This window comes from Serratia sp. MYb239 (genome assembly GCF_002966855.1).
Lineage (GTDB): Bacteria > Pseudomonadota > Gammaproteobacteria > Enterobacterales > Enterobacteriaceae > Serratia_B > Serratia_B rhizosphaerae.
Genome location: NZ_CP023268.1, coordinates 2,165,670 through 2,189,680 on the forward strand (window position 1 = coordinate 2,165,670; position 24,011 = coordinate 2,189,680).

The 24,011-nt window shown below is 49.2% G+C and carries 23 protein-coding genes and 3 pseudogenes; 10 read left to right on the forward strand and 16 right to left on the reverse strand.

What is annotated here, in order from left to right; genetic code table 11:
* Nucleotides 1–129: 129 nt before the first annotated feature.
* Genes CLM71_RS23935 through CLM71_RS10415 form a run of 4 tightly spaced genes read right to left on the reverse strand, consistent with a single transcriptional unit; the run spans nucleotide 130 to nucleotide 5,185 of the window.
* Entirely contained in the window at nucleotides 130–1,251 is a 1,122-nt protein-coding gene (locus CLM71_RS23935; RefSeq protein WP_158684802.1) for a fimbrial protein, read from the reverse strand.
* An 8-nt stretch (nucleotides 1,252–1,259) separates the two neighbouring features.
* On the reverse strand, nucleotides 1,260–3,842 hold the full coding sequence (locus CLM71_RS10405) for a fimbria/pilus outer membrane usher protein (RefSeq protein ID WP_105230945.1): 2,583 nt from the start codon (nucleotides 3,840–3,842) through the stop codon (nucleotides 1,260–1,262).
* A gap of 28 nt (nucleotides 3,843–3,870) precedes the next feature.
* A complete protein-coding gene (locus CLM71_RS10410) occupies nucleotides 3,871–4,605 on the reverse strand; it encodes a molecular chaperone (RefSeq protein WP_234008642.1) in 735 nt (244 codons plus the stop codon).
* A gap of 22 nt (nucleotides 4,606–4,627) precedes the next feature.
* Nucleotides 4,628–5,185 (reverse strand): fimbrial protein, encoded by a 558-nt coding sequence (locus CLM71_RS10415; RefSeq protein WP_105230946.1) that lies wholly within the window; start codon nucleotides 5,183–5,185, stop codon nucleotides 4,628–4,630.
* 415 nt (nucleotides 5,186–5,600) lie between these two features.
* Here CLM71_RS10415 and CLM71_RS10420 point away from each other — a divergent pair, with 415 nt between their 5' ends.
* A complete protein-coding gene (locus CLM71_RS10420) occupies nucleotides 5,601–6,296 on the forward strand; it encodes an IS6 family transposase (protein ID WP_105230947.1) in 696 nt (231 codons plus the stop codon).
* Nucleotides 6,297–6,347: 51 nt separating this feature from the next.
* Here the strand turns inward: CLM71_RS10420 and CLM71_RS10425 are convergent.
* The 3 genes and pseudogenes from CLM71_RS10425 to CLM71_RS10435 all read right to left on the reverse strand — a co-directional run.
* A pseudogene (locus CLM71_RS10425) lies at nucleotides 6,348–6,503 on the reverse strand (transposase); the annotation flags it as partial.
* Between the two features lie 97 nt (nucleotides 6,504–6,600).
* Entirely contained in the window at nucleotides 6,601–7,002 is a 402-nt protein-coding gene (locus CLM71_RS10430) for a hypothetical protein (protein ID WP_105230948.1), read from the reverse strand.
* Between the two features lie 191 nt (nucleotides 7,003–7,193).
* Entirely contained in the window at nucleotides 7,194–7,484 is a 291-nt protein-coding gene (locus CLM71_RS10435) for a Bor family protein (RefSeq protein ID WP_105230949.1), read from the reverse strand.
* Between the two features lie 287 nt (nucleotides 7,485–7,771).
* Between CLM71_RS10435 and CLM71_RS10440 the strand changes: the two genes are divergently transcribed.
* Together CLM71_RS10440 and CLM71_RS10445 are read left to right on the forward strand one after the other, a co-directional pair.
* On the forward strand, nucleotides 7,772–8,695 hold the full coding sequence (locus CLM71_RS10440) for a substrate binding domain-containing protein (protein WP_158684803.1): 924 nt from the start codon (nucleotides 7,772–7,774) through the stop codon (nucleotides 8,693–8,695).
* 225 nt (nucleotides 8,696–8,920) lie between these two features.
* Nucleotides 8,921–9,310 (forward strand): annotated as a pseudogene (locus CLM71_RS10445) (IS6 family transposase); the annotation flags it as partial.
* A 63-nt stretch (nucleotides 9,311–9,373) separates the two neighbouring features.
* Here CLM71_RS10445 and CLM71_RS23940 read toward each other — a convergent pair.
* Nucleotides 9,374–9,535 carry a hypothetical protein gene (locus tag CLM71_RS23940; protein WP_158684804.1) on the reverse strand — a complete coding sequence of 54 codons (162 nt, stop codon included), beginning with the start codon at nucleotides 9,533–9,535 and terminating at the stop codon, nucleotides 9,374–9,376.
* On the opposite strand from CLM71_RS23940, the gene CLM71_RS10450 reads away from it, so the two are divergent.
* The gene (locus CLM71_RS10450) at nucleotides 9,534–10,748 is read left to right on the forward strand and encodes an IS91 family transposase (protein WP_105230951.1); all 1,215 of its coding nucleotides are present in this window, start codon (nucleotides 9,534–9,536) and stop codon (nucleotides 10,746–10,748) included. The two genes, CLM71_RS23940 and CLM71_RS10450, sit on opposite strands and share 2 nt — an antisense overlap.
* A 234-nt stretch (nucleotides 10,749–10,982) precedes the next feature.
* Here the strand turns inward: CLM71_RS10450 and CLM71_RS10455 are convergent, their stop codons facing one another.
* The 4 genes and pseudogenes from CLM71_RS10455 to CLM71_RS10470 all read right to left on the reverse strand — a co-directional run.
* On the reverse strand, nucleotides 10,983–11,267 hold the full coding sequence (locus CLM71_RS10455) for a type II toxin-antitoxin system RelE/ParE family toxin (protein WP_105230952.1): 285 nt from the start codon (nucleotides 11,265–11,267) through the stop codon (nucleotides 10,983–10,985).
* A complete protein-coding gene (locus tag CLM71_RS10460) occupies nucleotides 11,260–11,502 on the reverse strand; it encodes a type II toxin-antitoxin system ParD family antitoxin (RefSeq protein ID WP_105230953.1) in 243 nt (80 codons plus the stop codon). The genes CLM71_RS10455 and CLM71_RS10460 overlap by 8 nt, the downstream gene beginning before the upstream one ends.
* A gap of 574 nt (nucleotides 11,503–12,076) precedes the next feature.
* A complete protein-coding gene (locus CLM71_RS10465) occupies nucleotides 12,077–12,358 on the reverse strand; it encodes a cytoplasmic protein (RefSeq protein ID WP_105230954.1) in 282 nt (93 codons plus the stop codon).
* A 2-nt stretch (nucleotides 12,359–12,360) separates the two neighbouring features.
* Nucleotides 12,361–12,573, reverse strand: a pseudogene (locus CLM71_RS10470) (helix-turn-helix domain-containing protein); the annotation flags it as partial.
* Nucleotides 12,574–12,990: 417 nt separating this feature from the next.
* Between CLM71_RS10470 and CLM71_RS10475 the strand changes: the two are divergent.
* From CLM71_RS10475 to CLM71_RS10490, 4 genes are read left to right on the forward strand one after another with little or no spacing between them, the layout of a single operon-like run.
* Nucleotides 12,991–13,299, forward strand: a complete 309-nt coding sequence (locus CLM71_RS10475) for a hypothetical protein (protein ID WP_105230956.1) — start codon at nucleotides 12,991–12,993, stop codon at nucleotides 13,297–13,299.
* 54 nt (nucleotides 13,300–13,353) lie between these two features.
* The gene (locus CLM71_RS10480; RefSeq protein WP_105230957.1) at nucleotides 13,354–14,136 is read left to right on the forward strand and encodes an SAM-dependent methyltransferase; all 783 of its coding nucleotides are present in this window, start codon (nucleotides 13,354–13,356) and stop codon (nucleotides 14,134–14,136) included.
* Between the two features lie 12 nt (nucleotides 14,137–14,148).
* The gene (locus tag CLM71_RS10485) at nucleotides 14,149–15,075 is read left to right on the forward strand and encodes a hypothetical protein (protein WP_105230958.1); all 927 of its coding nucleotides are present in this window, start codon (nucleotides 14,149–14,151) and stop codon (nucleotides 15,073–15,075) included.
* A complete protein-coding gene (locus CLM71_RS10490) occupies nucleotides 15,072–15,803 on the forward strand; it encodes a 2OG-Fe(II) oxygenase (protein WP_105230959.1) in 732 nt (243 codons plus the stop codon). Before CLM71_RS10485 ends, CLM71_RS10490 begins: the two co-directional genes overlap by 4 nt.
* Before the next feature lie 39 nt (nucleotides 15,804–15,842).
* Here the strand turns inward: CLM71_RS10490 and CLM71_RS10495 are convergent, their stop codons facing one another.
* Complete coding sequence (locus CLM71_RS10495) at nucleotides 15,843–16,964, reverse strand: hypothetical protein (RefSeq protein WP_158684805.1); 1,122 nt, start codon at nucleotides 16,962–16,964, stop codon at nucleotides 15,843–15,845.
* Nucleotides 16,965–17,219: 255 nt separating this feature from the next.
* Entirely contained in the window at nucleotides 17,220–17,798 is a 579-nt protein-coding gene (locus CLM71_RS10500; protein WP_105230961.1) for a recombinase family protein, read from the reverse strand.
* A gap of 149 nt (nucleotides 17,799–17,947) precedes the next feature.
* Here CLM71_RS10500 and CLM71_RS10505 point away from each other — a divergent pair, with 149 nt between their 5' ends.
* Nucleotides 17,948–20,995, forward strand: coding sequence for a Tn3 family transposase (locus CLM71_RS10505; RefSeq protein ID WP_105230962.1), 3,048 nt, complete (start codon nucleotides 17,948–17,950; stop codon nucleotides 20,993–20,995).
* Nucleotides 20,996–21,072: 77 nt separating this feature from the next.
* Here CLM71_RS10505 and CLM71_RS10510 read toward each other — a convergent pair whose 3' ends face one another.
* Complete coding sequence (locus CLM71_RS10510; RefSeq protein ID WP_004958554.1) at nucleotides 21,073–21,546, reverse strand: DMT family transporter; 474 nt, start codon at nucleotides 21,544–21,546, stop codon at nucleotides 21,073–21,075.
* Between the two features lie 14 nt (nucleotides 21,547–21,560).
* A complete protein-coding gene (locus tag CLM71_RS10515) occupies nucleotides 21,561–22,958 on the reverse strand; it encodes an amidohydrolase family protein (protein ID WP_039991723.1) in 1,398 nt (465 codons plus the stop codon).
* A 130-nt stretch (nucleotides 22,959–23,088) separates the two neighbouring features.
* On the opposite strand from CLM71_RS10515, the gene CLM71_RS10520 reads away from it, so the two are divergent.
* Nucleotides 23,089–24,006 (forward strand): LysR family transcriptional regulator, encoded by a 918-nt coding sequence (locus tag CLM71_RS10520; RefSeq protein WP_105230963.1) that lies wholly within the window; start codon nucleotides 23,089–23,091, stop codon nucleotides 24,004–24,006.
* Nucleotides 24,007–24,011: the final 5 nt, after the last annotated feature.

Sequence of the window (24,011 nt, forward strand, 5' to 3'; positions counted from 1 at the left end):
ATAGGAGCAGATTAACCCCTAGACCAGTTTTCAACCGTTGGGGTGGATCAGTTTTGCACCGTTGGTAACATTTATCCGTGAATGTGGACAGAACTCTGGACTGTTTTGGTGTCTCCCCGGAGCTACCGGTCAGTTATAGTTAATGGTAAACATTACCTGTCCATCCGCTTTTCCCGGTATAACAACATTTTCAACCTGATAGTATCGTGCAGCCAGAGGGATTCTGATTGTCTGTGAACCGTCTGCCGGTGGCGTGATTTCCTGCGCCCCGGCTAAATTCCATGGTACAGCGGAACTGGTGTCGCCAAACCCCAGCTGAATGCCGATACCGGATGCGGAGGATGGAGACGATTCGTTTATTTTGATCAATCCCTGTTCCGCATTAATGACACCGGTATTTGCGGTCAGCGTGACCAGCAGCTTATTAGGTGTTCCTCCCCCTGAAGGGGGGGCTTCGTTCAGAGATGATTGACCACCATGCAGCCCATAGTAGCCAATAAAACGAGGGCAATTAGTCAACATAATGGATGCGTCTTTCCACGGTGTTACAGACCCTTTACCTTTAAACGTACCGCGCAACTCATATTCGCCTAATGGTACAGTCGTATCCTGTGTTTCACAGGTCGACGTTGTGACAGTAACGCTTCCGGTAAACGACAGTGTTTGTAAATCCATCGGCAACCCGGTATAACCGGGGGTTTCTACTCCTCTGAATTTTATTATGGGTAATGCGCTTCCCTGTATCTGCGAACCAGATGTGACATTACCCGTTTTTATCAATGCAATGTCATAGCGTAGTCCGCTGTTCATATGTATTGAGCCATTTTTCGCACCCTGAGTAATGTTAAACGGCCTGGATGCAGTAAATGTATTATTCCCTACAAGTAATGCGATACCCACTCCATCAACATTTGTCGGGTAGATATCTCCATTAAACGGCATACCGGTCACACTGAAGGGTGGACCCGATGGTTCCGTTGCGGCAATACTGGTGGCTTTAATCTCCCATGGTTCTGATCCTGAATCACAACCGAAATCAGGGCCATAATTCGTTTCTAAATGTGTACGGTAAAGCACCGTACCAACGGGTAAGTCACTACCGGCATAAATACTGGCGTGCAATGGAACAGAAATACTAAAAGGATTATTAACAAAGCAAGCAACGTCAGCCCTGAGCAGCGTTGAATATCCCATCAGTGTCGTAATCAGGACCATTCCCTGAATTACAGATTTTTTTATCCAGTTAGTCATATTTACACTTATTTATTAAAGGTACAGGTTGCTCTCACCGAAATCAGTTTATTACTTTCAGTTTGTAACTGACTGAGTGAATAAGGAATGGTACATTGTTCATTGCTGCTCTGCCCCCAATGAACATGCAGAATGTCTTGTTCTTTATCCACTCGTGCATAGATCTCCCCTCCCTGGCCGACAATACCAACATTACTGCCGCTGGTATCCAGCACTTCCGCCCCAAACGGAATCACCAGGTCCCGGTTGTCAAGACTCAGGAGCAATGGATAGCCTTTCCGTGTCGCAAAAGTCAGTTTCACTACGGAGCCTGCATGAGGCGCCACACGCTGGCTGGTATTTTCCAGTTCAACATTCGGTGAAATTCCTTTTGGATCCAGTGCCACTTCATTCATTTCATAGGGGTTCAGATATGGCACTGCGGCATGACCAAAGTTGTCAATTTTCACCCCTGTGTAATTCCCGACCGTAGCACCGCTGGCACCCTCCGCTTCGACCAGCGCAAATGTGTCGCTGGTATATGGTGTCAAGACCAGACCATCTGACCAGGCTAACAGGGTTCCGCTGGCACCAGCTGAAGCACTGTTGTAATTTTTCCCCTTACTGACTGACGCACTGAGATTACTGTATGGTGTTCTGTACTGACCATTCAGGGTACCGCTGTTACCTGTACCGTTTCCATATCGGGTGGCGGTAGCGCCATAGCTGAACTGATGTTCTTTACCCCCTGTACCGGAAAGGCCCAGTTGCTGACCATAATTCCCCTGACCGTCACGGCTTAATCCTGCCGTCAGGTTAGGCGTATTGGCCATCCCCACACCGCCCAGAGGCATGCTCAGGTTGAACATGAACGTAGTCTCTTTCTTACTGCTTCCGTTACGGGTGCGTCCGGCATTAAATCCGAAAGCGACCGAATGGAAATTGTTGCTGTAACCGAGCTGGTATTGCAGGTCTGAATGTGAGCTTTTATTCCAGTAATCCTGCGTATACCCCGTCATGTATAACTGACCATACCCATCAGTAAGTCCCTGATTCAGCGTGGTGGTGAACCGGTTTTTGGGCCGGTAGATATTTTGTACACTTCTTCCATTTTCAACTTCGTCCTGCATCAGTATTGCAGTACGGTAATCCAGATAACCTGAGGTCGAATAACGGTAGGCCGCAATGGAAACATTACTTCTGGTTTGCGGCACAAACTTACTGTAACTCACCCGGTAGCTCTGTCCGGACAGATTGTTGTCCCCTGATACCGGGCCATTAAAATGCGTACGGGAGTGGCTGGCATCAACAGCCAGTGCTCCAAAGGGGGTATTAATCCCGGTTCCCAGCAGGATGGAATAATAGTCAGCGTTGCTGCTCTGGAATCCGCCATAGCCGGTAAATGTATTGGTCAGCCCCCGCTGATAAGTCAGCTGGTAAAGCCCACGCCGCCTTGCGGCGCGGCTGTCACTGGATTCACCGACCACCACATCGTAATGATGGGTTCCCGGACGCAGCAACTGAGCCACAGAGGCATAAGGCACGCTGAAGCGTTGAACTGAACCGTCAGCTTCCGTTACCGTCACCTCCAGCTCACCACCATAGCCGTTAGGGTAAAGGTCATCGATTATAAATGGACCGGGTGGTACAGTGGTTTCCCGGATAATCTGTCCGTTTTGACGGATGGTCACTTTAGCATTCGTATGGGCTATACCCCGGACTTCCGGCGCATAACCGCGTTCTGACTGCGGCAGCATACGCTCTTCATCACGCAGTTCCACACCACGAAATGCCAGAGTGTCGAAGACGCTACCACTGGTGTTATTTTCACCAGCAAGAAAACGTCCCCGGATAAGCGGCAGATCGCGCTGTACATAAGCATTGGTCCGTTGGTATGAACTGCCGCTCTCCTGCATCCAGTTGTAATTACCGTTATGCCGCAGTTTCCATGCTCCCAGATTAAGTCCGGCATTCAGCCCCACATGAGCCGAATCATAACGTTTACCGTGCGAAGACATGGTGTAATAATTACTCTGATATCCCAGCATGAAAGCGGATACGCCCTCATCCCAGTATTCCTGGCTGACATAACCGTCGTTGCTGTTACGCAGATAAGCCTGTGGTATGGTCAGGTACAGGTTTTGAGTGCCCGAATCATAATTAATATCAACTTCGGGAAGCAGTTTTTTCACATCCAGACAACTGTCACCAGTCTGTCTCATATCAGCGACTGAACTGGCCGGTAACTGTTTTTCATTCAGATTGATTTTACGCAAGGATGCCGGCGTCATGTACAGAGTGATGTTATCGTGTTCATCTTCTTTGAACGTAACATTGGTATATCCCATGCTCAGGTCGTTGATGAAAATCTGCACTTTGTAATTTCCAGGCAGAGCAGAAGCCTTTTTTTCAAAGCGTTTTAGGTCTGTTTTTTTCGCTGCACCCGGACTTAAAAATATGGGGTCAAATGTCACTGCTTCTGGTGAAGACTCTTTGGCATCAGATACATGAAAATCGCCATCTGTCGCAAATACATAACCTGGAACAACTGTTAAAGCTGGAAAAAGCAATACAGTAAGTATGTTACATCTAAAAGAGGAGGGAGTTTTCATTATTCATTTCACAAATTATTTTTTTGGTTTATCTTTCGATTTTTTTAACGGCTCCCCAGTCATTGATATACTGATAAATCATTTTCTCTCCGGCAGTGAAGTGTCCCTTCTTGTTTTTAAACGTGAGTCGACCAAATGGGATGAGCATTTCTTCTGGTGACTCTGTTTTACCGTGTGCAGATTGTACGCCGAGCAACGTAATAAAATAAGGGGATGAATTAACCGCGACCAGTTTTCCTCCACTTACCTGCCATTGTATACCTTCTGCTGCAGAGGTCATATCATCTTTCAGAGACGCTGGCCGGTAAAATAACTTAATTCGTGACCGGAATGCTACTTGTAATTTATTATCACCAGCGCCATTCATTTTAGTGGGAGGGATTTCCAGAACATTCAGCCAGAATACACTTTCCCGGTCATCCGGAAGACGAGGCATCCCTGTATAAGAAATGCGCAACGTCTGGCCTTTATGTGGATCCACACGGTTCATTGGAGGCGTTATCAAAAAAGGAACGCGAATATCATCAGGAGTGGCATTAACATTCCCGCTATCAATCCATGTCTGAATGAGGACAGGTCCATTACCTTTATTGTTCAGTTTTACAGTGATTTCTTTCTCGTCAGCCGGATAAATTACACGTGTTCCGGTAATAACAACATTGGCCATAACCTGAGATGTGCACAGCAATAACATACACAAAAATATTTTTCGCATAAAACAAATAGCCAGTTTAATTTTTCGCCATTCAATATGGTCTGACACAATCATGCCAGACCATTGTAATTTATTTGTACTGCAGGTTGTATACAACACTGGAACTTACAGCGCCAGCAGTCGCTTGATTTTCTGCATAATATTCAACAGAGTAAGGTAACACTACATTTTCGCCAGTCTTAATTTCAGAAAAGGCATTTCTTGTCGCCTGATTCTGGTTACCAGCAAAAATGGCATTACCATTAGTACCATCGCGTAATTGCAGAGAAACGTTAGAGGCACCATCGCTTTTAGTTTGCTTCAGACGCCCGGTATTATTATCGACAGTTGCGCCTGTCTGAAAGAAAGCCGAAACGGTGTTTGCCCCATGTTCACTCACAGTACAATCGGTCAGGTTCATATTGAAATTGGTACGTCCCGAAGTCTTCCCTGCACTTCCCAGCTCAGAGGTTGATACCGTCGGCAATACTATTGTGGCATTCGATCCCTGACCGTCGACATTTACATTACAGGTTGTATCCGTTACTTTACCATTAAAAGTAATCGTACCGGTTGATGCTGCATTGACGAAACCGGACCCCAGGCCCAGCACGGCCATTATTGAAATGGTGATTAGTTTTTTCTGCATTGAGTTAGAACTTGAAATCATAATTAATCTTTTCCCAGTAAAAAATGTTTTTATTAATTAATACAATCAACTGAAAGGTAATTTTAACTTTTAAAATATCACCCGTTAATTTAAATGCTATACTAAAAACCCACTTATAGTCATCACTATATTAAGAAACAATCTCAAAATAGAGCTTAGCAAGTGTACATAAACATAAAAATAAAACATCCGTTATTTTGGAAAACTTGCCTTTCCAAAAAGGAAAGAAAAAAGTATTTTTCTGGACTTCCCCACCTCGGTATGACCCTGACCAAAAATCCTGCTCCATTCAGAAACAGAATTCCGGCATGATAATGACTCCCCTGAACGGAGGGGCTCTGTCGCACTAAGGTTGTGCCGGATAACATGCTGTTTTTTATGATGGTACCTGCCCATACCTTTGATCCGAAAAGCCTTCCAGCAACTGCATTATCCCGTTGATATTATCGACCAGTGTGTTCGCTGGTACCTCGCTTATGCCCTGAGTCTGCGTAATCTGGAAGAAATGATGGCGGAGCGTGGTATCATCGTTGACCATTCCACGCTGCATCGCTGGGTCATCCGCCTGGTGCCGTTACTGGATAAGGCATTTCGCCGACATAAATGTGCCGTGGGGCGCCGCTGGCGCATGGACGAAACCTACATCAACGTCAAAGGGCAGTGGAAATACCTATACCGCGCCGTTGACAGCGCGGGACAGACCATCGATTTTCTGCTGACCGCCAAACGGGATACGGCAGCGGCCCTACGCTTCTTTCGCAAGGCTATCCGTCACCATGGCGAACCTGAAGTGGTGACGATCGATAAAAGCGGCGCCAATACCGCCGCCCTGACCACGTTCAATGCCGACAACCCCGAGGAGGAAAGCATCACCGTCAGGCAAAGCAAGTATCTGAACAACCTGATTGAGCAAGATCACCGTCATATCAAACGTCGGATACGACAGATGCTGGGATTCAAATCGTTTCGCCGAGCACAGACGCTGCTGATTGGCATAGAGCTGCTCAACATGATACGTAAAGGGCAATATCAACATCCGCAAAGTGATGGATTGTCACCAGCAGAACAATTTTATCTGTTGGCTGCCTAAAAAAACGGCAGCGCGATTTTTGCTGACATACTGTCGTTAATGCGACGGAGCCCCCTGACGCTCATCACGCAGTTGTTTGACCCATTTTGTCATCGTGGAAAGACCAACATCCATAGCCTTAGCTGCGTCAGAGACGGTGTAATTTTGGTCGACAACCAGCTGAGCGGATTCGCGTTTGAATTCAGGACTGAAATTTCTTCTTTTCATTGGAGCACCTGTGTTGTTCTGAGGTGAGCATATCACCTCTGTTCAGGTGGCCAAATTCAGTAAACCACTACAGTCCACATTACGTGGGTAGGATCGCTCATCCAGCCGCAGCCGCTACCAGTCCACCTGCGATAGCAAATGAAATAATCACGGCAACAGCAACAACCACTACAGTAGTACCACCGGCAACCGCAGCCCCTGTCTTTGTTTTAGATATTTCCGATTTCTCCAGTGAACTCAACTGGTTCAGGGGAAGGGTGATGTTATTGGTGCCGTTTATACTCTGCGGACTGACGCTGGCCACCGTCAGTTCTCCTTTCTCGCCCGTTTTCAGTTGATATTTTATTTTATCCCCGACATATAGCGGTGGTTCGGTGAGATAATAATAACTTTCGCCAAGGGGATGCTGCTTTAAGCTCACATTTTGATAGGAGTGACATCCGTTCAGTATCAGAGGGGTTGCGAGAATAAGACCTGTAAGTAAAGATTTGCGTTTCATAAATGCCCTACGTTGCAATAAGGTTATTAATCCGTTGCCGGGACGGTGCCTCTTAGGCGCTAAAAACAAATAAGGAAATCACTATCCCGGACCTATTTTTTCAAGCTGACTCAGGTAGGTTGAGCAACCAAACAACACGGGAATAGCGAGTTGCGGTACAGTTTCTATTGCGGTTAATTTTTTCATACACGTTAACGGGAACAGTAGACGCGGGCTTCACGCGGCGTATAAATACCAAAGGTAATAACATCGAGCAGTCCATTAACAAAAGTAACCTGAGATTCAGTACGAACCACCTTGTCGGCTCCCCCGCATACAGCGGCAGCATCGATGGTTTTCTTCTGGCCGATACCGGAAACGAAGAAGTGATGGGTTACAGTTCTGTCCGGCATTCCGGCAGGTTCATTTTTCAGGGTGAACGCCTGCTGTGCGCAACCACTCACCATCATGGTTAGCAATACTGCGATGTGGTATTTTTTCATCTATTCTCCGATTGTGTTAGACCTAAACACTGATAAAGTATTACATATAATTACACAAGTAACATAAATATTAAGAAAACTACGTTAGTATGTGTGATCTCTCCCCGCGCCGTAACAGCAAAGCCGAACCGGACTGCGCTTAAGATAACTTTTAACAAATTACTGTTTCGTTTTATTTCCATTTATGTGTTTCTCTTTCATGGCGAGTATATTTGTACGTTCAAAAAAACAGCACCCAGCGGTCGCCGGTCCGGCTCCTTACGGGAGCATGCCAAGAGGACCGAAGTGTGATTGACAGAACGAACCATCTGATTAGCGACTGGCTGATTTATATCCGGGTAGTGGAGTGCCAGAGCTTTTCAGCCGCCGCACAGTATCTGAACCGTAGCGTGTCGGCTGTCAGCAAGTCGGTGTCAAAACTGGAAAACACCTTAAACACCCAGCTGATCAGCCGGAATGCTAGGAATTTTGAGATGACCCCGGCCGGGGAGGCAACCTACGAGAAAGCCCTGGAGATGTACCGGGCTTATCGGGATTTGGTCGCGAAACTGCAGGCATCTTCCGGTCAGATACAGGGAACGTTGAGGCTTTCCGCTCCGACCGTGCTGAGTGACTGCATCATTCCCGGCTGGATAATGGCCTACACGGACAGTCATCCGATGGCGGTCATCAATCTTCAGTCACGGGAGGGAAGCAGCTTTTCCAGCAACTCGCAGGAGTTTGACGACCTGGTAATAAAAAGCGGCTACATAGACAGTTCCGACCTAGTGCATAAAAAAATCAACCCGGTCCCTCTCGGGATTTATGCGTCCCCGGACTATCTGTCCTGCCGTCAGATCGTTCATCCGGACGAACTGGTAAACTGCAGTATACTCAAACTGCAGCATCCGTCGCTGGCCGGGCCGTTAACGTTCACGGGAAAGGACGGCGACAATGTTCATGTCGCTGAAACCCGCCCGGTTTTTACGTCCAATAATGTTAGCAGCCTCGTTCAGATGGCCACGCAAGGTAGAGGGATCTGCCTGGCTGTACCTGCGTGGACTGTCAGGCAGCACCTTGAAGACGGACGCCTCCAGACTGTGCTGCCGGACTGGTCTCTTCCTGCGCTGCCCTCCTATCTGGTCTGGCGCTACCGAAGTAATTATTCCCTGCTGTTCAGGGACTTCATTACCTTTGTTGAACAGCAGTGGAATGATTTATTCAGCAACTAACGTGGTGCTGTTGCGCCGTAGGTCCATTGACCATCAGGCGTTCATTTCGTTATGGGGGCGTTGGTGACAGTTGGTCGAGAACCCGACCATGGCGCTGGCGCTGCACACCCACACGCTGGCCGTGAAGGTGTTCGGTTCGCGCTACGCCGGATCGCTGCTCAAAACGGCTCTGTAGCATTAAGGTTGTGTCGGATAACATGCTGTTTTTTATGATGATACTTGCCCATGCCTTTGATCCGAAAAGCCTTCCAGCGGCTGCATTATCCCGTTGATATTATCGACCAGTGTGTTCGCTGGTACCTCGCTTATGCCCTGAGTCTGCGTAATCTGGAAGAAATGATGGCGGAGCGTGGTATCATCGTTGACCATTCCACGCTGCATCGCTGGGTCATCCGCCTGGTGCCGTTACTGGATAAGGCATTTCGCCGACATAAATGTGCCGTGGGGCGCCGCTGGCGCATGGACGAAACCTACATCAACGTCAAAGGGCAGTGGAAATACCTATACCGCGCCGTTGACAGCGCGGGACAGACCATCGATTTTCTGCTGACCGCCAAACGGGATACGGCAGCGGCCCTACGCTTCTTTCGCAAGGCTATCCGTCACCATGGCGAACGTAGCGCCCCTGCGGGGCGAGCACGGCTGCTTTGCAGCCTCAACCGTCTTTAAGCCCCAGCTTCACATCAACGCCGATGCCACCTGACGGCCCGGCAGCTCGCACGGTGGCGCATACCCCACCGCCGCGTTGACACCCGCATAAAATGAGCACGCCTGTGGCGTGAGCCGGCTGGTGCCGACGCACTTTTCCTGCCCGATAACGCCCTGTAGACTCTGCACCATGTATATTCCGCGACCCGCAAAGCTGCTGTTCCAGCATGACGACGGCTGGAGCCGCTATCTCGACAAACACGGTGACACCCTTAGCGACTGGACCAAACTCGCCGTCGAGCGCATGCTCGCCTGCGGCACTTGTGCCATGGGTGTTCGCCGCTACTGCTGTGCCTCACCGGATTGCACCCATGCCCGCTTTTTCTGCCAGAGCTGCAAGTCCAAGGCCTGCAGCAGTTGTGGCCTCAAGGCCACCGAGCAGTGGATCGCCGAACAGCAGCACATTCTGCCCGACTGCGACTGGCAACACATCACCTTCACCATGCCGCACCTGCTGTGGCCGTTCTTCAATAACAACTGGCTCCTGCTCAATGATCTGTTTCGCTGCGCCACCCGCGCCATGCTCCGCTGGGCGCGCCAACAGGGGATCGAAGTCGGTATCTTCTGTGCGCTCCATACCTACGGCCGGCAGCTCAATCAGCACCCGCATATCCACGTCTCCGTCACCCGCGGCGGCCTCGACATCAAACACGGCACCTGGCGGCAGCTGTTCTTCAAAAAGAAAGAGGTAGAGCAAATCTGGCGCAACGCCGTGGTTTACCTGCTGCGCGACAACTACGCCCAAATCAACCCTGGAGGCCTGCCGGGCCTCGGTCATATCCGTAATGAAGATCGGTGGCACCGTTATCTGCATGCGCAATATCGCCGCGCCTGGAAAGTGCATTTTGCCAAAAAGACGCGCGGTGCCTGGCGCAGCGTGAAATACCTCGGCCGGTACCTGAAGCGCCCGCCGGTGGCCGCTTCTCAGCTGCGCCACTACCGCGGCGGTGCCGTGGTCCATCAGTATTACGATCACCGCACGCAGCAACACAAACGCCAGAAAATCAGCCAGGAGGAGATGCTGCAGCGTTACGTCAGCCATATCCCGGCCCGACACTTTAAAATGGTGCGCTACTACGGCTTTCTGGCCAACCGCAAGCGCGGCTCGCTGCTGCCGAAGGTCTACGACGCGCTGGCGATGACGGTACGGGAAAAACCGAAACGGCCCGGGTTCGCAGTACTTATGAAGGGCTTCCTGGGCACCGATCCGTACCAGTGTATCTTGTGCAAAGGCCGATTGCGTTTTGCCGGCGCTATGGCGGGTGAACACGCTACAAAAATGCTCTCTGACCGGCTGCAGCGGATGGCGAAAAAACGATGGCTTCAGAGCCCAGCTCTGGATTAGTGCGCCTGAAAAATGGGTTTTGGTTTAAAAACTCAGCAAAGTTGGCATTTTTACGCATTACCTCGCGATAGGTCGCACCACATGTTGATCCTCATTGCCACCGTTCATGGTTAGGAAACTCAAAAAGGGTCGATTGAGTTTCCTAACCATGAACGTAGCGCCCCTGCGGTGCGAGCACGGCAGCGTTGCTGCCTCAACCGTCTTTAAGCCCCAGCCTCACACCAACACGGTGCCTCAAATTAAATGCTGTATATGATTCATTTGTTGATGAAGGATCCGTATTACCAGAATATCCGTGTGCTCTATTTTATAGAAAATAGAGTGTTTTTGAAATTCGATCCGCCTGACATCAGGGATAGTAGGGTAATATCTCCCCAAACTTGGCATATCTGCGACTGAATTCAAAAACGCCTCCAGTGTTTCGGTGTAAGCATCAGCTTGCCTTTCTCCAAAACGCTGGAAGGTATAATCATAAATGGTGGAAAAATCCTCAACCGCTAGTTTTGTGAGTTTATACACGAAGTTTTTGCTTCCTCTGGGCTGCAATATCCTTTAATGATAAAGGGCTTACCCCACTATCCAACCCAGCAGTAACAGCTTGCCTTACAACCTCATCATGGGTTTCTTGTTGCTCCAACAGCCGTAATGCTGAACGCATAACTTCGCTTGTTGAGCCATAACGACCGCTGTTGACCAGTCGGTTAATAAAAACCTCAAGTTGCTCCCCGAGGGTAACACTGGTTGTTCTCGCCATAATAAGGCTCTCCTGTGTTGTATATCAACACAACTGTAAGCTAAGTGATTATGCCCGTCAAATAACATTTATCGCTGGGGATTTATGCGCGTCAGCGCATGAAGGCGACAGCTGCGGGGCAAGAGAACGCCATCAGGTGAGGGTCGCCGGTGACGCGGCGCAGCCGCCCAGGTCTGATAGGTATCACCTATCCCATCCCTCGCCCTGTAAGACCAGTTCCGCTAAACGCGACGTATATATCTGTGTGCGCCGTCGGAGTGGTCACAGCAAGGCGAAGCCGCAGCTGTGGCGTATCTCCGCGTTAGCGGGCCGTTAGGGCCGCTTACGGGCGTGTATTCGGAACATTCAGCAATACTTCCGATAGCGATTAAGTAGCTAGTTACAACATCCATCATTAATAGCGACACTGTTCCCCGGCCGGCGGCCGGGGGGCGGCGGCGCTTTTCAGTGGTGGGGAGAAAGTAGAAATAATTTGATTGGGGTTCTACGCCGGAACCGCCGAAATTTCCGGCCCGTGATCTTCAGAGGTTCTAAGAGGAAATCCGCCAAAAATTCCCGCATGCTAATTCAGCAATTAATCGTCCACATCGGAGCAAAGCATCCAGCTGCTTCCACCGAAAAGTATGTTACCCACGACCTGCTCCCAAGTTTCTGTTTCTGCCAGTTTCTCTTTCACTGACAAGAAATCGGCATGACTCAGTATGATCTCACCCTGTTCATCGGGTGATTCAAGTATATAGCCGTCGGCCAGCACTGATTTCTCCTGTCGGGGACTCCGCGCCGCTCGCCGGTAAAAGCTTTTAATGCACCCACCGTTTCGCAGGGTCGATAAAATTGTATTTTCGGGTATACGCATCACTAATCCTGCTTATGACGAGAAAGGGTCCGGTAAACTGTTGGCCTAGATACTGCGAATAACTCAGCCAGATCGTTGATCGAGTACTGCCCGGTTTCACGCATCCTGCACAGTTCTTTTTGTTGTTTATCAGATAGCTTGGGTTGTTTTCCCCGCAGTTTTCCTTTCGTCCGGGCAATGGCCATACCTTCGCGAGTGCGCAGACGTATCAGATCTGGGGTTCTAAGCGGGAACCCGCCAAAATTTTGTCACGAAGGAGATAATTGCTCAAGAAAGCAGGAAAGAAATTGGTTTTTAACTAAATGGAAAATGTAAAATCTCATCACTCTATAGCCATGGGTATTTAAGGCTATCAGCATAATTAATTAGACTTTTTTGAGTAACCCCGCTCTAGATTCTAATCATCAGCTTCGTCTAAATATGTAAATCTTGTTTATGAATTGTTGTTGCAATGATGGAAAAACATACTATAAATGTAAATTGTCTATGCTATGCCGTTTGTACGATTGCTAACGCATAGGCGTGATGGATCAGCAAAGAGTTCACTTTTACTAGTTGAAATACCAGTAGTTCTGAGAAGTTAGATGTGGATCAATAATCTCATTAACTAAATAGAAAATAAGGATATATTCATGGAAAAAGTTAACATCAAAATGCACCCGCGTTTACAGGCAGCAGCACCGATGAATTTGGCCAAGGTCATTGGCGGATTTGACTCGGCCAAGTCACTGCACCCACGTTTGCAAGCGGCCGCTCCTATGAACCTGGCTAAAGTGATCGGTGGTTTTGATTCTACCAAGGCGTTGCATCCGCGTTTACAGGCAGCTGCGCCAATGAATCTGGCCAAGGTCATCGGAGGGTTTGATTCCACCAAAGCCTTGCACCCGCGTTTGCAGGCGGCAGCCCCTATGAACCTGGCTAAGGTTATCGGTGGCTTCTAGTTAAATATTCCATGCCTCAATCTTGTATTGAGGCATTTTTTAAAAGGATTTTTCATGAGCACAATCTCTGTCATTGGCAGTGGCATGCTGGGTGTCAATCAAATCACCACAGAAGGTTTTTCCGTCATTCAGAATGCCGATAGAGTTTTCTGGATCGGAGACATTGCTGGTCTGAACGAATATCTTTACCATCATGAAATATATCATGAGGACCTATCGCATTTGTATGAAGATGGCGGAGTCGATGTTGACAATTATGCCAGTATTATCCAATACATGACAAATGCGCTTTCTGAGTGTGAACATGTCGGCCTTATTGTTCCTGGTCACCCGAGAGTCGGCGTGACGATCGTTCAATTACTGCAAAAATCATCTCAGGATGGGAGTTTTTCTTTTCATTGTTATCCTGGTATTTCGAGCTTCGACGCGATGATTAATGATATTGGCATTGACCCATTGGAAGAAGGTGTCAGTGTACTCGATGTAAATCGGCTGATCATCTATGATTACGCAATGGAACCCTGTATCAATTACTTTATCTATCATGTCTGCTCTATTGGTAATTCCAATACGGATTACTCATCACCGCAGACATCAAATAAAGTCACCTATTTGAAGTCGAAATTATTAAAACATTACCCCGCTAATACCACTATATTCTTGTTGAGTGCATCAACCGAAAAAGGACAATCTTCGGATAAGTTACAAGGTGATATTTCTGATATAGAGGCATTACTTTCAAAAGTCACTTACCGCCACACGCTTTACATCCCAGGCTCTTTACCCACCAAGGAGAGGGTAAACTTCGAGTTTTTGAAAGAAATTAATATTTCTTAGCAGGAGGGCTAAATGTCAATACTTTCCTATAGCGGAAATGATATGCTGAATGATTACTACTCATGCAGCGAGGGATCTGCATTCCACAGAGACATCAGCGAAAAGTGGCCTTCAATTTGCGCACAAGTTCGCGATCACGCCACTCACGAGAAATATCATTTTACTCTACTCCGAAAGCAGGTCTCAAAGGTTGATATAGGTAACGGGTCATTTAACTGGGTGCATGCTGAGGCTGGAGAGGCAATGGCATTGCTGATGGGGATCTCAGATGTCGGCAGTATTCCGGTATGTGAAAATAGATTGGCATTCCTCAATGACGGCATAAATAGATTTCTATCGTTATATGAGAGTGAAATGGAATTCATCACTGATTTCATTTCCACTTTGGTATGGTTAACTCCTAAAAATACAACCGCCAATAATGGAAATGCATCATTTTACGAGCTTCCACATATTACCTTTATTTCCGATGCCACCCTCTTCTTTGTTCCACCGTACCATCAGCTTCCAAGAGAGTTCGGGATACTTGGATTTGTCGAAAATCTTTATCACGAAGCACTCCATCATCAGGTACACGCGTTCAACGCATTTCATGACCAGCAATATTGCCATGGAAGCCATGGAGCGGCGCTGATTAATTTCCCGCAGCGACAAGACCGGACTTTCAGTTATACTCAAGCGTTCAATGCCTGTTACGTCTATGGTGAAATTGTTAAATATCGACGTAAAGTGGCTCAGCACCTTTCTGAGACATATCGACCAGAAGAATTGATATGGATAAATGAAGCAGTAAGTACTGCAAAAATGATGCGATTTAATCTGGCCGCACGGTTATATCACGTCAGGGACACCTTCTTACCTCCATGGAAATCACTCATCGAAGAATGGAAGTTTGAAAATGAGACGGATAAATATTTCAATTCGGAGAAATCATTATGAGTAATATAGTCGAAGGGGAAGGCTATCTGATTTTTGACGATTTTTTGAGTAACGATGAACTCTTCGCCCTTCAGTTATATATGCAATTTGAGAGTTACTATCTCGTTCATTCTCAGGGGTGGTCAAAATCATGGAGGATGACCGATGGCGAGCCTTTGGTTAGTGTCAGTTATTTTTACTCATTGCTGACAGAAAAAACCACCCTGGATGATAATGTCATTACGGCTGGCATTCATATTTTAAGTAAAAAAATCAGCATAATAACATCACGCCTGCGTAATTTTCTTGGGGAAGACTGGAATGCATTTTCACTCACAACGTTCCTGTATCCAGCAGGTAGCGGGCTGGGCTGGCATGAAGACGATGCCCAATATAAAGGGGCATACATATTTTATGCGCACCCCGAATGGAAACCTAATTGGGGTGGGGAGCTTTGCGTCATCAACACACCTGTTAACTCCAGTGCAGGACTGTCCGAACAAACCTACAATGCTTCTGAAGAGGTTTTACGCATGTCAGGGATAACCGGGGGGGCAGTCGGACCGGAATTTGGATGGACCATCCGTGAACGCAGTATCAATGACTCTGGGGTCGGGACATTTATTTATCCAAAACCCAATCGACTTGTGATCATAAAACCAAATTATTCACACTGCATCAAGAAGGTTGATGCCAGTGCCGGGGACAATATGCGTTGTTCCGTTGCTGGTTTTTTTCATAAAAGCTGAAGCTACGGCCGGTAATCAATACCGGCCGTTTTAATGTCATCAAGACTGACGTTTTACATGCAAAATCAGCAGAGAAGACAGCAATAACCCTGTCATAGAACAAATGACAAGTGCCAGCGGACTGCCTACTTTATCAGCCAGTATGCCCGCCGAGATACTGATCACTGCACCGATAATAATTTGTTTTCTGTAGCTGCTGGCAGAGGCGGCTGCTACCTGATCGTTGTCAAAGTTCGTCAGCAAACTGTACCAGCCAAGGCTATAGATAATATTGGAAAATACATGGGCAGAAAAAACCAGTAGTAATGACACACTCAAGAAGGGTGTCAGCGGAACGAACAAATAGCACACAATAAACGCCGTCATGCACGCAATAATAAACAGTGATGACTGATTCTTGTAACGCTCTTCCTTGACCAAAAATGGCCCAAGAAGTTGTCCCAGACTGCGGGCGAACAATAAAAACAGTAGTGTTTCTTTTTGGTCATTATTGCTGTGGACCAATGTGGGCAGGAGCGACATGGCCGGAGCTCCAGTCATTGCCAGTGCCGGCAATAAATAGAGGCTAGCACGTTGTTTTGATGACAACCTTTTAGGCAACCCTTGTGCGTAAACATTCTGTTCTGCATAATTCGCCAGCTTTGGCAGTGAAAATATAAATGTAATGGCTATGATGTAGCTGAGCAGATTTGCTAACAAATAGGTATTGCTCTGAACGGTACCATAAAGGAATACGCCAACACCTATGCCAAATAAAACCTGGCAAGCAAACACCAGCGTGTCGATAACCGCACCGGCACCAATATCTTCTGGAGCAAGCTTAGCTTTGGTATAATGATTAATGGCAGGAATGGTGATCCCCGCAGATACCGACGAGGCAACGCCAGCAAGCTGCAGGATGGTCACAGAACCATGAACCAATCCGTACCAGGGAATAATCAAACCCAGTGCGCCAATGCATTCAGCGATCATGAAGCAATATTTTGCTTCAATACGTGCAAGCAGATATTTTCCTGCAATACTCCCGAAAAAACCCGGAGATGTTGACAAAATAAACGCCAAGGCAAAGGAAGACGGCGCCGCGTTCAATCTGGCTAGCTCGCCAAAAACCATAATGAACGTCAATCCAGAACCTACGGAACTGCAAATTAGCGCCAACACGAGTATCCTTAACCAAAGATACTTACGCATTGAGCGTAACAATATCAAAAACATAGTCACCTCAAGACCATTAAACGATTAATTGAATTGATTCCCCTCCATGTGATGTCAATTACATCGTCTCGTTCCTTATCTGGATCTGGTTGTTGAGATGGCTATACTCCACCGAGTATAGATAATTTTTTCCTATTTTCCAGTTTGTGGCTCCATGTTTGAATCTCCGAACATTTTGACTTTACAGATAAATGGGAGCCTTTAGCTGTCCTTATGGCGGGCCAGTGTTCGGTAAACTGTCGGTCGTGACACCGAAAATAATTCAGCCAGGTCGCTGATCGAATATTGCCCGGTTTCATGCATTCGGCACAGCTCTTTTTGTTGTTTATCAGACAGCTTGGGTTGTTTCCCCCGCAGTTTTCCTTTCGCCCGGGCAATGGCCATTCCTTCCCGGGTACGAAGACGTATCAGGTCCCCTTCAAACTCGGCAAAGGTAGCCAGCACGTTGAAGAACATTTTCCCCATCGGGTCTGCCGGATCATAGAGGCTGGTTCCCAGCGCCAACTTCACTCCTCTGGCCAGTAGGGCATCGGCGATCTGACGCGCATCAGGAACCGAACGGGCCAGCCGATCAAGCTTCGGTACCACTAAGGTATCTCCGTTGCGGACAGCAGCCAGGGCCTGATCCAGTCCGGGCCTCTGCCGATTTGAACCGGTCAGCCCTTTATCCATGTAAATTCTGTCTGGGGAGACGCCGAGTTTTACCAGCGCCTCCTGCTGGGCGGTTAAATCTTGCTTATCAGTAGAGCATCGGGCATAGCCGATCCGTATTTCAGTCATAAATGTGTACGTTTAAGGGGCCATGAAAGAGATTGATACCGTACCAGTTATATGAGACAACGTCAGCAGTGATTTTTCCTGGGGTACAAAAATTAATTTTTACTGTCCGTTGAACGATCCTCTTACGGACATGATTTTTCGGGGTCAGGATGACAACTCGTGGTAAAGCGGCAGGCCAAAGTGAACGACTATCGGTTTTAAACGATGCCGAACAGGAGGCACTTTATGGCCTCCCTGATTTCGATGACGCTCAGAGGCTGGAGTTTCTGGCTCTGGATGCATCTGAACTTGCACTGGCCTGTAGTCGTCAGGAACTTCATGCTCAAATCTACTGCATTCTGCAGATCGCTTATTTTAAGGCCAAACATCTGTTTTTCCGCTTCGGGTGGAATGATGTTAAGGACGACTGCAGTTTTGTTCTGAGTCGTTATTTCCACGGAGAGTCGCTTCCGGATAAACCTATCTCTAAACACGAGCGCTATGCTCAGCGAGGAAAGATCTGCGCACTGTATGGCTGGCAGCCGTGGTCCTCGACGCTTTATTTACCACTTGAACAGCAGGCAGCTCACATTGTACATCGTGATGTGACACCTGGTTTTGTCGCTACCGAACTGATTATCTGGCTCAACGAGCATAAAATCATCCGTCCTGGTTACACCACGCTGCAGGAGCTGGTGAGCCGGGTTCTTTCTGACGAAAGGCAGCGGCTGGGGCGTATTCTGACGGAAAAGATTGATGATGCCACCATTGCCGGCCTGGACAAGCTTATTGAACGTGATGATACCCTTTCCCAGCTCGCGGTACTCAGACAGGATGCCCGTGATTTTGGCTGGCGTCAGATGGTCCACGAACGCGAGAAACGAGCTATTCTCGAACCTCTGCACCGTAAATCCTGCGACATCTTACCGGTACTGAATATTTCTCAACAAAACCTGTTGTATTACGCCAGCCTGGCAAATTTTTATACCGTTTACGATCTCCGCAACCTGAAGCCGGAGCAGGCCCGTCTTTACCTGCTGTGCTATGCCTGGGTTCGTTATCGCCAGTTCAGCGATAACCTGGTGGATGCGATGTTTTTCCATATGAAACAGCTTGAGAATGAAAGCCGCAGTGTGGCTAAACAACTTATGGCTGATGTGCAGGAAAAACACCGACGGGAAACGTCTAAAATCGGACGTCTGCTGTCGCTTTATGTTGACGACAGCGTTCCGGACCCCACCACCTTTGGCGAAGTCCGCCGTCGTGCCTGGAAAATCATGCCGCGTGAGACGCTGAAAACTACCGCACAACGCATGAGTGTAAAACCCATCAGTGAACTGGCTTTGCAGTGGCAGGCCGTGGACGGTATGACGGCATTAATCCGACGTCACCTGCGGCCATTATATCTGTCACTCGACCTCACCAGCGTGGTTCAGAACAGCCCGTGGGATGAGGCGCTAAGCTGGCTCAGAATGGTGTTCAGCAAAAAGCAGACGCTCTCGCAGAGACCACTGGCGGAATGCCCACTGGAAACGTTACCCAAACGGCTACGCCCATTTTTGCTTGAATTCGGCGAGGATGGCGAGCCCGCAGGTCTGAATGCCGGGCGCTATGAGTTCTGGCTCTATCGTCAGATAAGAAAGCGTTTTCAGTCGGGTGAATTCCACCTCAATGACAGTCTCCGGCACCGTCATCTTTCTGATGAACTGGTACCAGAAGGGGAACAGGCCGCTGTGCTGGCTGAAATGAACATCCCCTTTCTGCAAAAAACCATTAAGGTGCAGCTAAAGGCGTTGGCGTCTGAACTGCACCGGCAATGGAAAGTGTTCAACCGCGAGCTGAAGCAAGGGAAGCTGAAACACCTGGAATACGATAAAGAAACACAGAAACTGACTTGGCATAAATCCGTGCCCAGCCGTCATAAGGCACTGGAAACGCGTTTTTATGAGCAATTGCCATTCTGCGATGTGACCGACGTCTTCCGCTTTGTTAACGAACAGTGCCGGTTTTTTCCCGCTATGAAGCCACTGCAACCCCGTTACGCCAAAAAAGAAGCCGATACAGATAGCCTGATGGCGGTCATCGTTGCCCAGGCGATGAACCATGGCAATCATGTAATGGCGCGAACCAGCGATATTCCGTTTCATGTGCTGGAAACCACATACGAACAGTACCTTCGGCTGGCGTCGCTGCTCACGGCCAATGACTGTATTACTGATGCCATAGAGGCACTGCCGATTTTCCCGCACTATTCATTTGATCCGGATACTCTTTATGGTGCCGTTGACGGGCAGAAATTTGGCGTTGAAAGGCCGACAGTTAAAGCCAGGTATTCACGTAAATACTTTGGTCGCGGTAAAGGCATGGTGGCCTACACGCTGTTGTGCAACCATATTCCTATCAACGGATACCTGATTGGTACAAACGACTACGAGGGTCACCATGTCTTTGATATCTGGTACCGCAACACCTCAGGTGTGAAACCCACGGCCATCACCGGTGACATGCACAGTATCAACAAAGCCAATTTTGCGCTCCTGCACTGGTTTGGCCTTCGCTTTGAACCTCATTTTACTGACCTGAACAAGCAACTGCAGGAGTTGTACTGCACCAGAGATCCATCAGCATATAAAAAATGCCTGATTCAGCCTGCCGGACAGATTGACCTGAACCTTATCGCTCGTGAAAAAAGCAATCTCGATCGCATCGTCGCTACGCTGGGGCTGAAAGAAATGACGCAGGGAACGCTGATCCGCAAATTATGTACGTACACAACAACCAACCCGACAAGACAGGCGGTATTTGAATATGATCGGCTGGTTCGTAGCATTTACACGCTGAAGTATCTGCGCGATCCGCAACTGGAACGCAATATCCGTCGTTCCCAGAACCGGGTTGAATCTTATCACCAGCTACGTGCCGCCGTCGCCAAAGTCGGCGGGAAGAAGGAGTTAACCGGGAAAAATGATATTGAAACGGAAATCAGCAATCAGTGCGGGCGGTTGATCTCCAACGCGATCGTTTATTACAACTCCGCGATCCTGTCGCGATTACTGGAGCGAATAGAAGCCGAAGGTAACGACAAAGGCGTTGAGGCTCTGACCCGGATATCGCCGGTGGCCTGGCAGCACATTTTGTTGAACGGGCATTATACCTTCCAGAACAGCAATGAAATTATTGACCTAGATGCGCTGGTTGCCGGGCTGAAACTGGGGTAGCGGAAATTTCGGCGGTTCCGGCGTAGAACCCCGATATAAAAGGTCGTACTGCACGAGGGCAAAAGTGGATAACGCAGTTACTGCAGAAAACGTGCAGAGAGCCGATCGCCGAAAAGCATGACGGCAAGTCCGATCAGCATGACAACCATTCCCCCCAGCCTGAGTAACGAAACCGGACGCCGCACAGCGCCCAGCAAGCCAAAATGGTCAATCATCTGCGAGGAAAGTAACTGTCCGACAATCGCCAGCCCGAGCAGAGCTGAAAACCCGATTTTCGGCGCAAGCACGACATAGCTGAACAGGGCACATGCGCCTATCATTCCGCCCGCCAGACTCCAGAGGGGTTGCGACGGGATCGCCGCTAGCGATGTCATCAACCCACCCCGCAGCAGCGCGTAAATCCCCAGACTGAACGCGCCCGCCGTAAATGAAAACAGCGCCGCAGTGACCGGGTCGCCGCCCAGTCCCTTTGCCAGCTGGCTGTTCAGGGTCGTCTGCAGGGTGATCCCCAGACCTGCGGCAAAAGCGATTACGTAATAGATCATGCCCATGCTTTTCACCCTGGTCAGTCGGCCTGCACCAGCGGCAGGAAGGTGTCAGCAAAAATGTCAGGCTGGTAGCCAGAGGCTGCAAAAAGGTGCTCACGCGACTCATCAATCGCCGCACGTAGTCGCGCGCTGTCTACGCCCAGCACCTTACCGTTCTGTTTAACGATGCGTCCGCCGATCATGACGGTGTCGATGTTGCTGCGCTCGGCGGCATGAACCACCGTGCCAAAGGCATTGCCGGACGGGTAAAGATTGAGATCACTGACGCTAATCAGCACCAGGTCGGCTTGTTTGCCTGGCGTCAGGCTGCCCACTTTGTCCTGCAGCCCTGCACAGGCAGCGCCATCAAGAGTCGCGGCTTTAAGGAGTTGCGCCGCCGGAAGCGTTTTCAGCGCATGTTCAGAATCGCAGCACTGCTGCTGATGCATGCCCATCACGCGCTGCAGGTAAAAGGCGACGCGCATCTCCATAAACATATCGGTGCTGTACGACGTTTCATTGTCTACGCTCAGGCCAGGGTTGATGCCATGACGCTGCGCGGCCTCAATGGCGAACATCCCGCTTTCGATGCCATAGTGCGAATCTGAGCGCGGGCAGACATTCACCCGGACACCGGCCTCCCGTAGAATTTTCCATCCCCGGTCGGGCAGCGCCGTGCAGTGATTGAAAATATTGTCCGGACCCAGCAGCCCTTGCTGATGCAGCGACTCAAGTTCAGACCCCATCTCAGCGCCAAAGAACTCAGTGACAATCGACAGTCCCAGCCTGCGGGCCTCGGCCCACAACTCCGGCTCCAGCTGGGCCATGACGGCGAGAGAGACCAGGCTTTCAGGGTTGTCGGTGAAATACTTATCCTGCAGACGCTGCCAGTTTCCCGGCCAGTGGGCTTTATCCCATTCGCCAGCTACCGGTGCGCCGGAAGCATGAATGGCACGAATGCCGGTATCAAGCAGGGCCTCCACGGCGGCATCGGAATGCGCTGCGGTTCGGCTGTTGTGCGAGTTATCGATCATCATGGTGATGCCCGCGTCAATAGCGCCCAGCGCCGTCAGCAGGTTGCCAACATAGATATCGGCAGGACGGTAATATTTAGCGAAGGAGAAGTGCGTGGCGTTGCTGTAGTCGTCCAGGCAGGTGGCGTTTGGGTTAATGCGGCGCAGCTGTCCTTCCCATGCGTGACGATGAGAATCGACCATTCCCGGCATGGCGATCATGTTGGTGGCATCAATGACATGCGCACCCTGCACATCAAGGTTCTGGCCCACGGCGGTAATCGTTGAGCCGTTGATGAGAATATCGCCGCGCTCAATGTTACCGACGTTCCCGTCCATGCTCAGTATCGTCGCGCCACGAATCAACGTAGCCCGTGAAGTGACATTCTGATTGTTAACAATATTTCGGATGTAGTCGGTCATTAAACCTGCCTCTTTCCTGATTAATGGGGAAACGATACGCCACGTCATTAGCCTAAAAAAGATGCTTAAAACGTTTTCATAATTCATAATTCGCGAATAATCAGACTCACTTTTACCCAGGAGCAGGACGATGGATCGGATTCAGGCTATGCAGGTCTTTATAAGAGTTGCTGAAGCCGGAAGCTTTGTGCGCGCGGCAGAGACACTGTCACTGCCAGCTTCCACCGTCACCAGCACGATTAAAAATCTGGAGAGATACCTGCAGGTGCGTCTGCTTAACCGGACGACGAGGCGGGTCAGACTCACTCCTGAAGGCCTGCAGTATCTTGGGCAGTGCCGGGAAATCCTTTCACTGATTGAACACACGGAATCCAGCCTGACCGATTCCGTCAGGCGGCCCCAGGGGCGACTGCGGATAGATATGCCCGGTGGGATCGCCCATTTTATCGTCATGCCGAATCTGAAAGATTTTTACCGGCTCTATCCGGATATTTATCTGATGATTGGCGTCAGCGACCGGCAGGTTGATCTTGTTCAGGAGGGTGTGGATTGCGTCATCAGAACCGGGGAATTAACCGACTCCACGCTGGTTGCCCGTCCCCTTGGCCGGTTTCGCTGGGTGACCTGTGCCTCGCCGGACTATCTCAGGGAGTACGGTATCCCTGAGATGCCGGAAGCGTTGTCGCAGCATCGTGCGATCCATTATTTCTCCGGTTCGGGAAGACGGACCAATGAACTGCGTTTTACGCGTGGCACTGAGATGCTTTCCGTTCCGGTAGAAGGAGACGCAGCCGTTAACGAAACGGGACTCTATATCAGACTGTGTCTTGAGGGTTTTGGGCTGGCGCAGCTTGCTGAGAATGTGATTTCGGAGAATCTGCAGCAAGGCAAGCTGGTCGAGGTTCTGGCGGACTGGCAGCCACCTTCAGTGCCGGTGACGATGCTCTATCCGCATCAGCGTTTTCTCTCTCCCGCAGTGCGTGCTTTTGCTGACTGGGTCGCCGGGCTTTTTAACGATGGCGCAGGTCAAAAACGGTCTTCTCTGTAAAAGGT

Coding starts and splice junctions, on each gene's coding strand:
- CLM71_RS23940 (WP_158684804.1), bottom strand. CDS start 9,535: ATGGTGCAGAGTCTACAGGGCGTTATCGGGCAGGAAAAGTGCGTCGGC.
- CLM71_RS10450 (WP_105230951.1), top strand. CDS start 9,534: ATGTATATTCCGCGACCCGCAAAGCTGCTGTTCCAGCATGACGACGGC.
- CLM71_RS10415 (WP_105230946.1), bottom strand. CDS start 5,185: ATGCAGAAAAAACTAATCACCATTTCAATAATGGCCGTGCTGGGCCTG.
- CLM71_RS10430 (WP_105230948.1), bottom strand. CDS start 7,002: ATGAAACGCAAATCTTTACTTACAGGTCTTATTCTCGCAACCCCTCTG.
- CLM71_RS23935 (WP_158684802.1), bottom strand. CDS start 1,251: ATGACTAACTGGATAAAAAAATCTGTAATTCAGGGAATGGTCCTGATT.
- CLM71_RS10480 (WP_105230957.1), top strand. CDS start 13,354: ATGAGCACAATCTCTGTCATTGGCAGTGGCATGCTGGGTGTCAATCAA.
- CLM71_RS10485 (WP_105230958.1), top strand. CDS start 14,149: ATGTCAATACTTTCCTATAGCGGAAATGATATGCTGAATGATTACTAC.
- CLM71_RS10505 (WP_105230962.1), top strand. CDS start 17,948: ATGACAACTCGTGGTAAAGCGGCAGGCCAAAGTGAACGACTATCGGTT.
- CLM71_RS10510 (WP_004958554.1), bottom strand. CDS start 21,546: ATGGGCATGATCTATTACGTAATCGCTTTTGCCGCAGGTCTGGGGATC.
- CLM71_RS10500 (WP_105230961.1), bottom strand. CDS start 17,798: ATGACTGAAATACGGATCGGCTATGCCCGATGCTCTACTGATAAGCAA.
- CLM71_RS10435 (WP_105230949.1), bottom strand. CDS start 7,484: ATGAAAAAATACCACATCGCAGTATTGCTAACCATGATGGTGAGTGGT.
- CLM71_RS10465 (WP_105230954.1), bottom strand. CDS start 12,358: ATGCGTATACCCGAAAATACAATTTTATCGACCCTGCGAAACGGTGGG.
- CLM71_RS10405 (WP_105230945.1), bottom strand. CDS start 3,842: ATGAAAACTCCCTCCTCTTTTAGATGTAACATACTTACTGTATTGCTT.
- CLM71_RS10475 (WP_105230956.1), top strand. CDS start 12,991: ATGGAAAAAGTTAACATCAAAATGCACCCGCGTTTACAGGCAGCAGCA.
- CLM71_RS10515 (WP_039991723.1), bottom strand. CDS start 22,958: ATGACCGACTACATCCGAAATATTGTTAACAATCAGAATGTCACTTCA.
- CLM71_RS10490 (WP_105230959.1), top strand. CDS start 15,072: ATGAGTAATATAGTCGAAGGGGAAGGCTATCTGATTTTTGACGATTTT.
- CLM71_RS10460 (WP_105230953.1), bottom strand. CDS start 11,502: ATGGCGAGAACAACCAGTGTTACCCTCGGGGAGCAACTTGAGGTTTTT.
- CLM71_RS10520 (WP_105230963.1), top strand. CDS start 23,089: ATGGATCGGATTCAGGCTATGCAGGTCTTTATAAGAGTTGCTGAAGCC.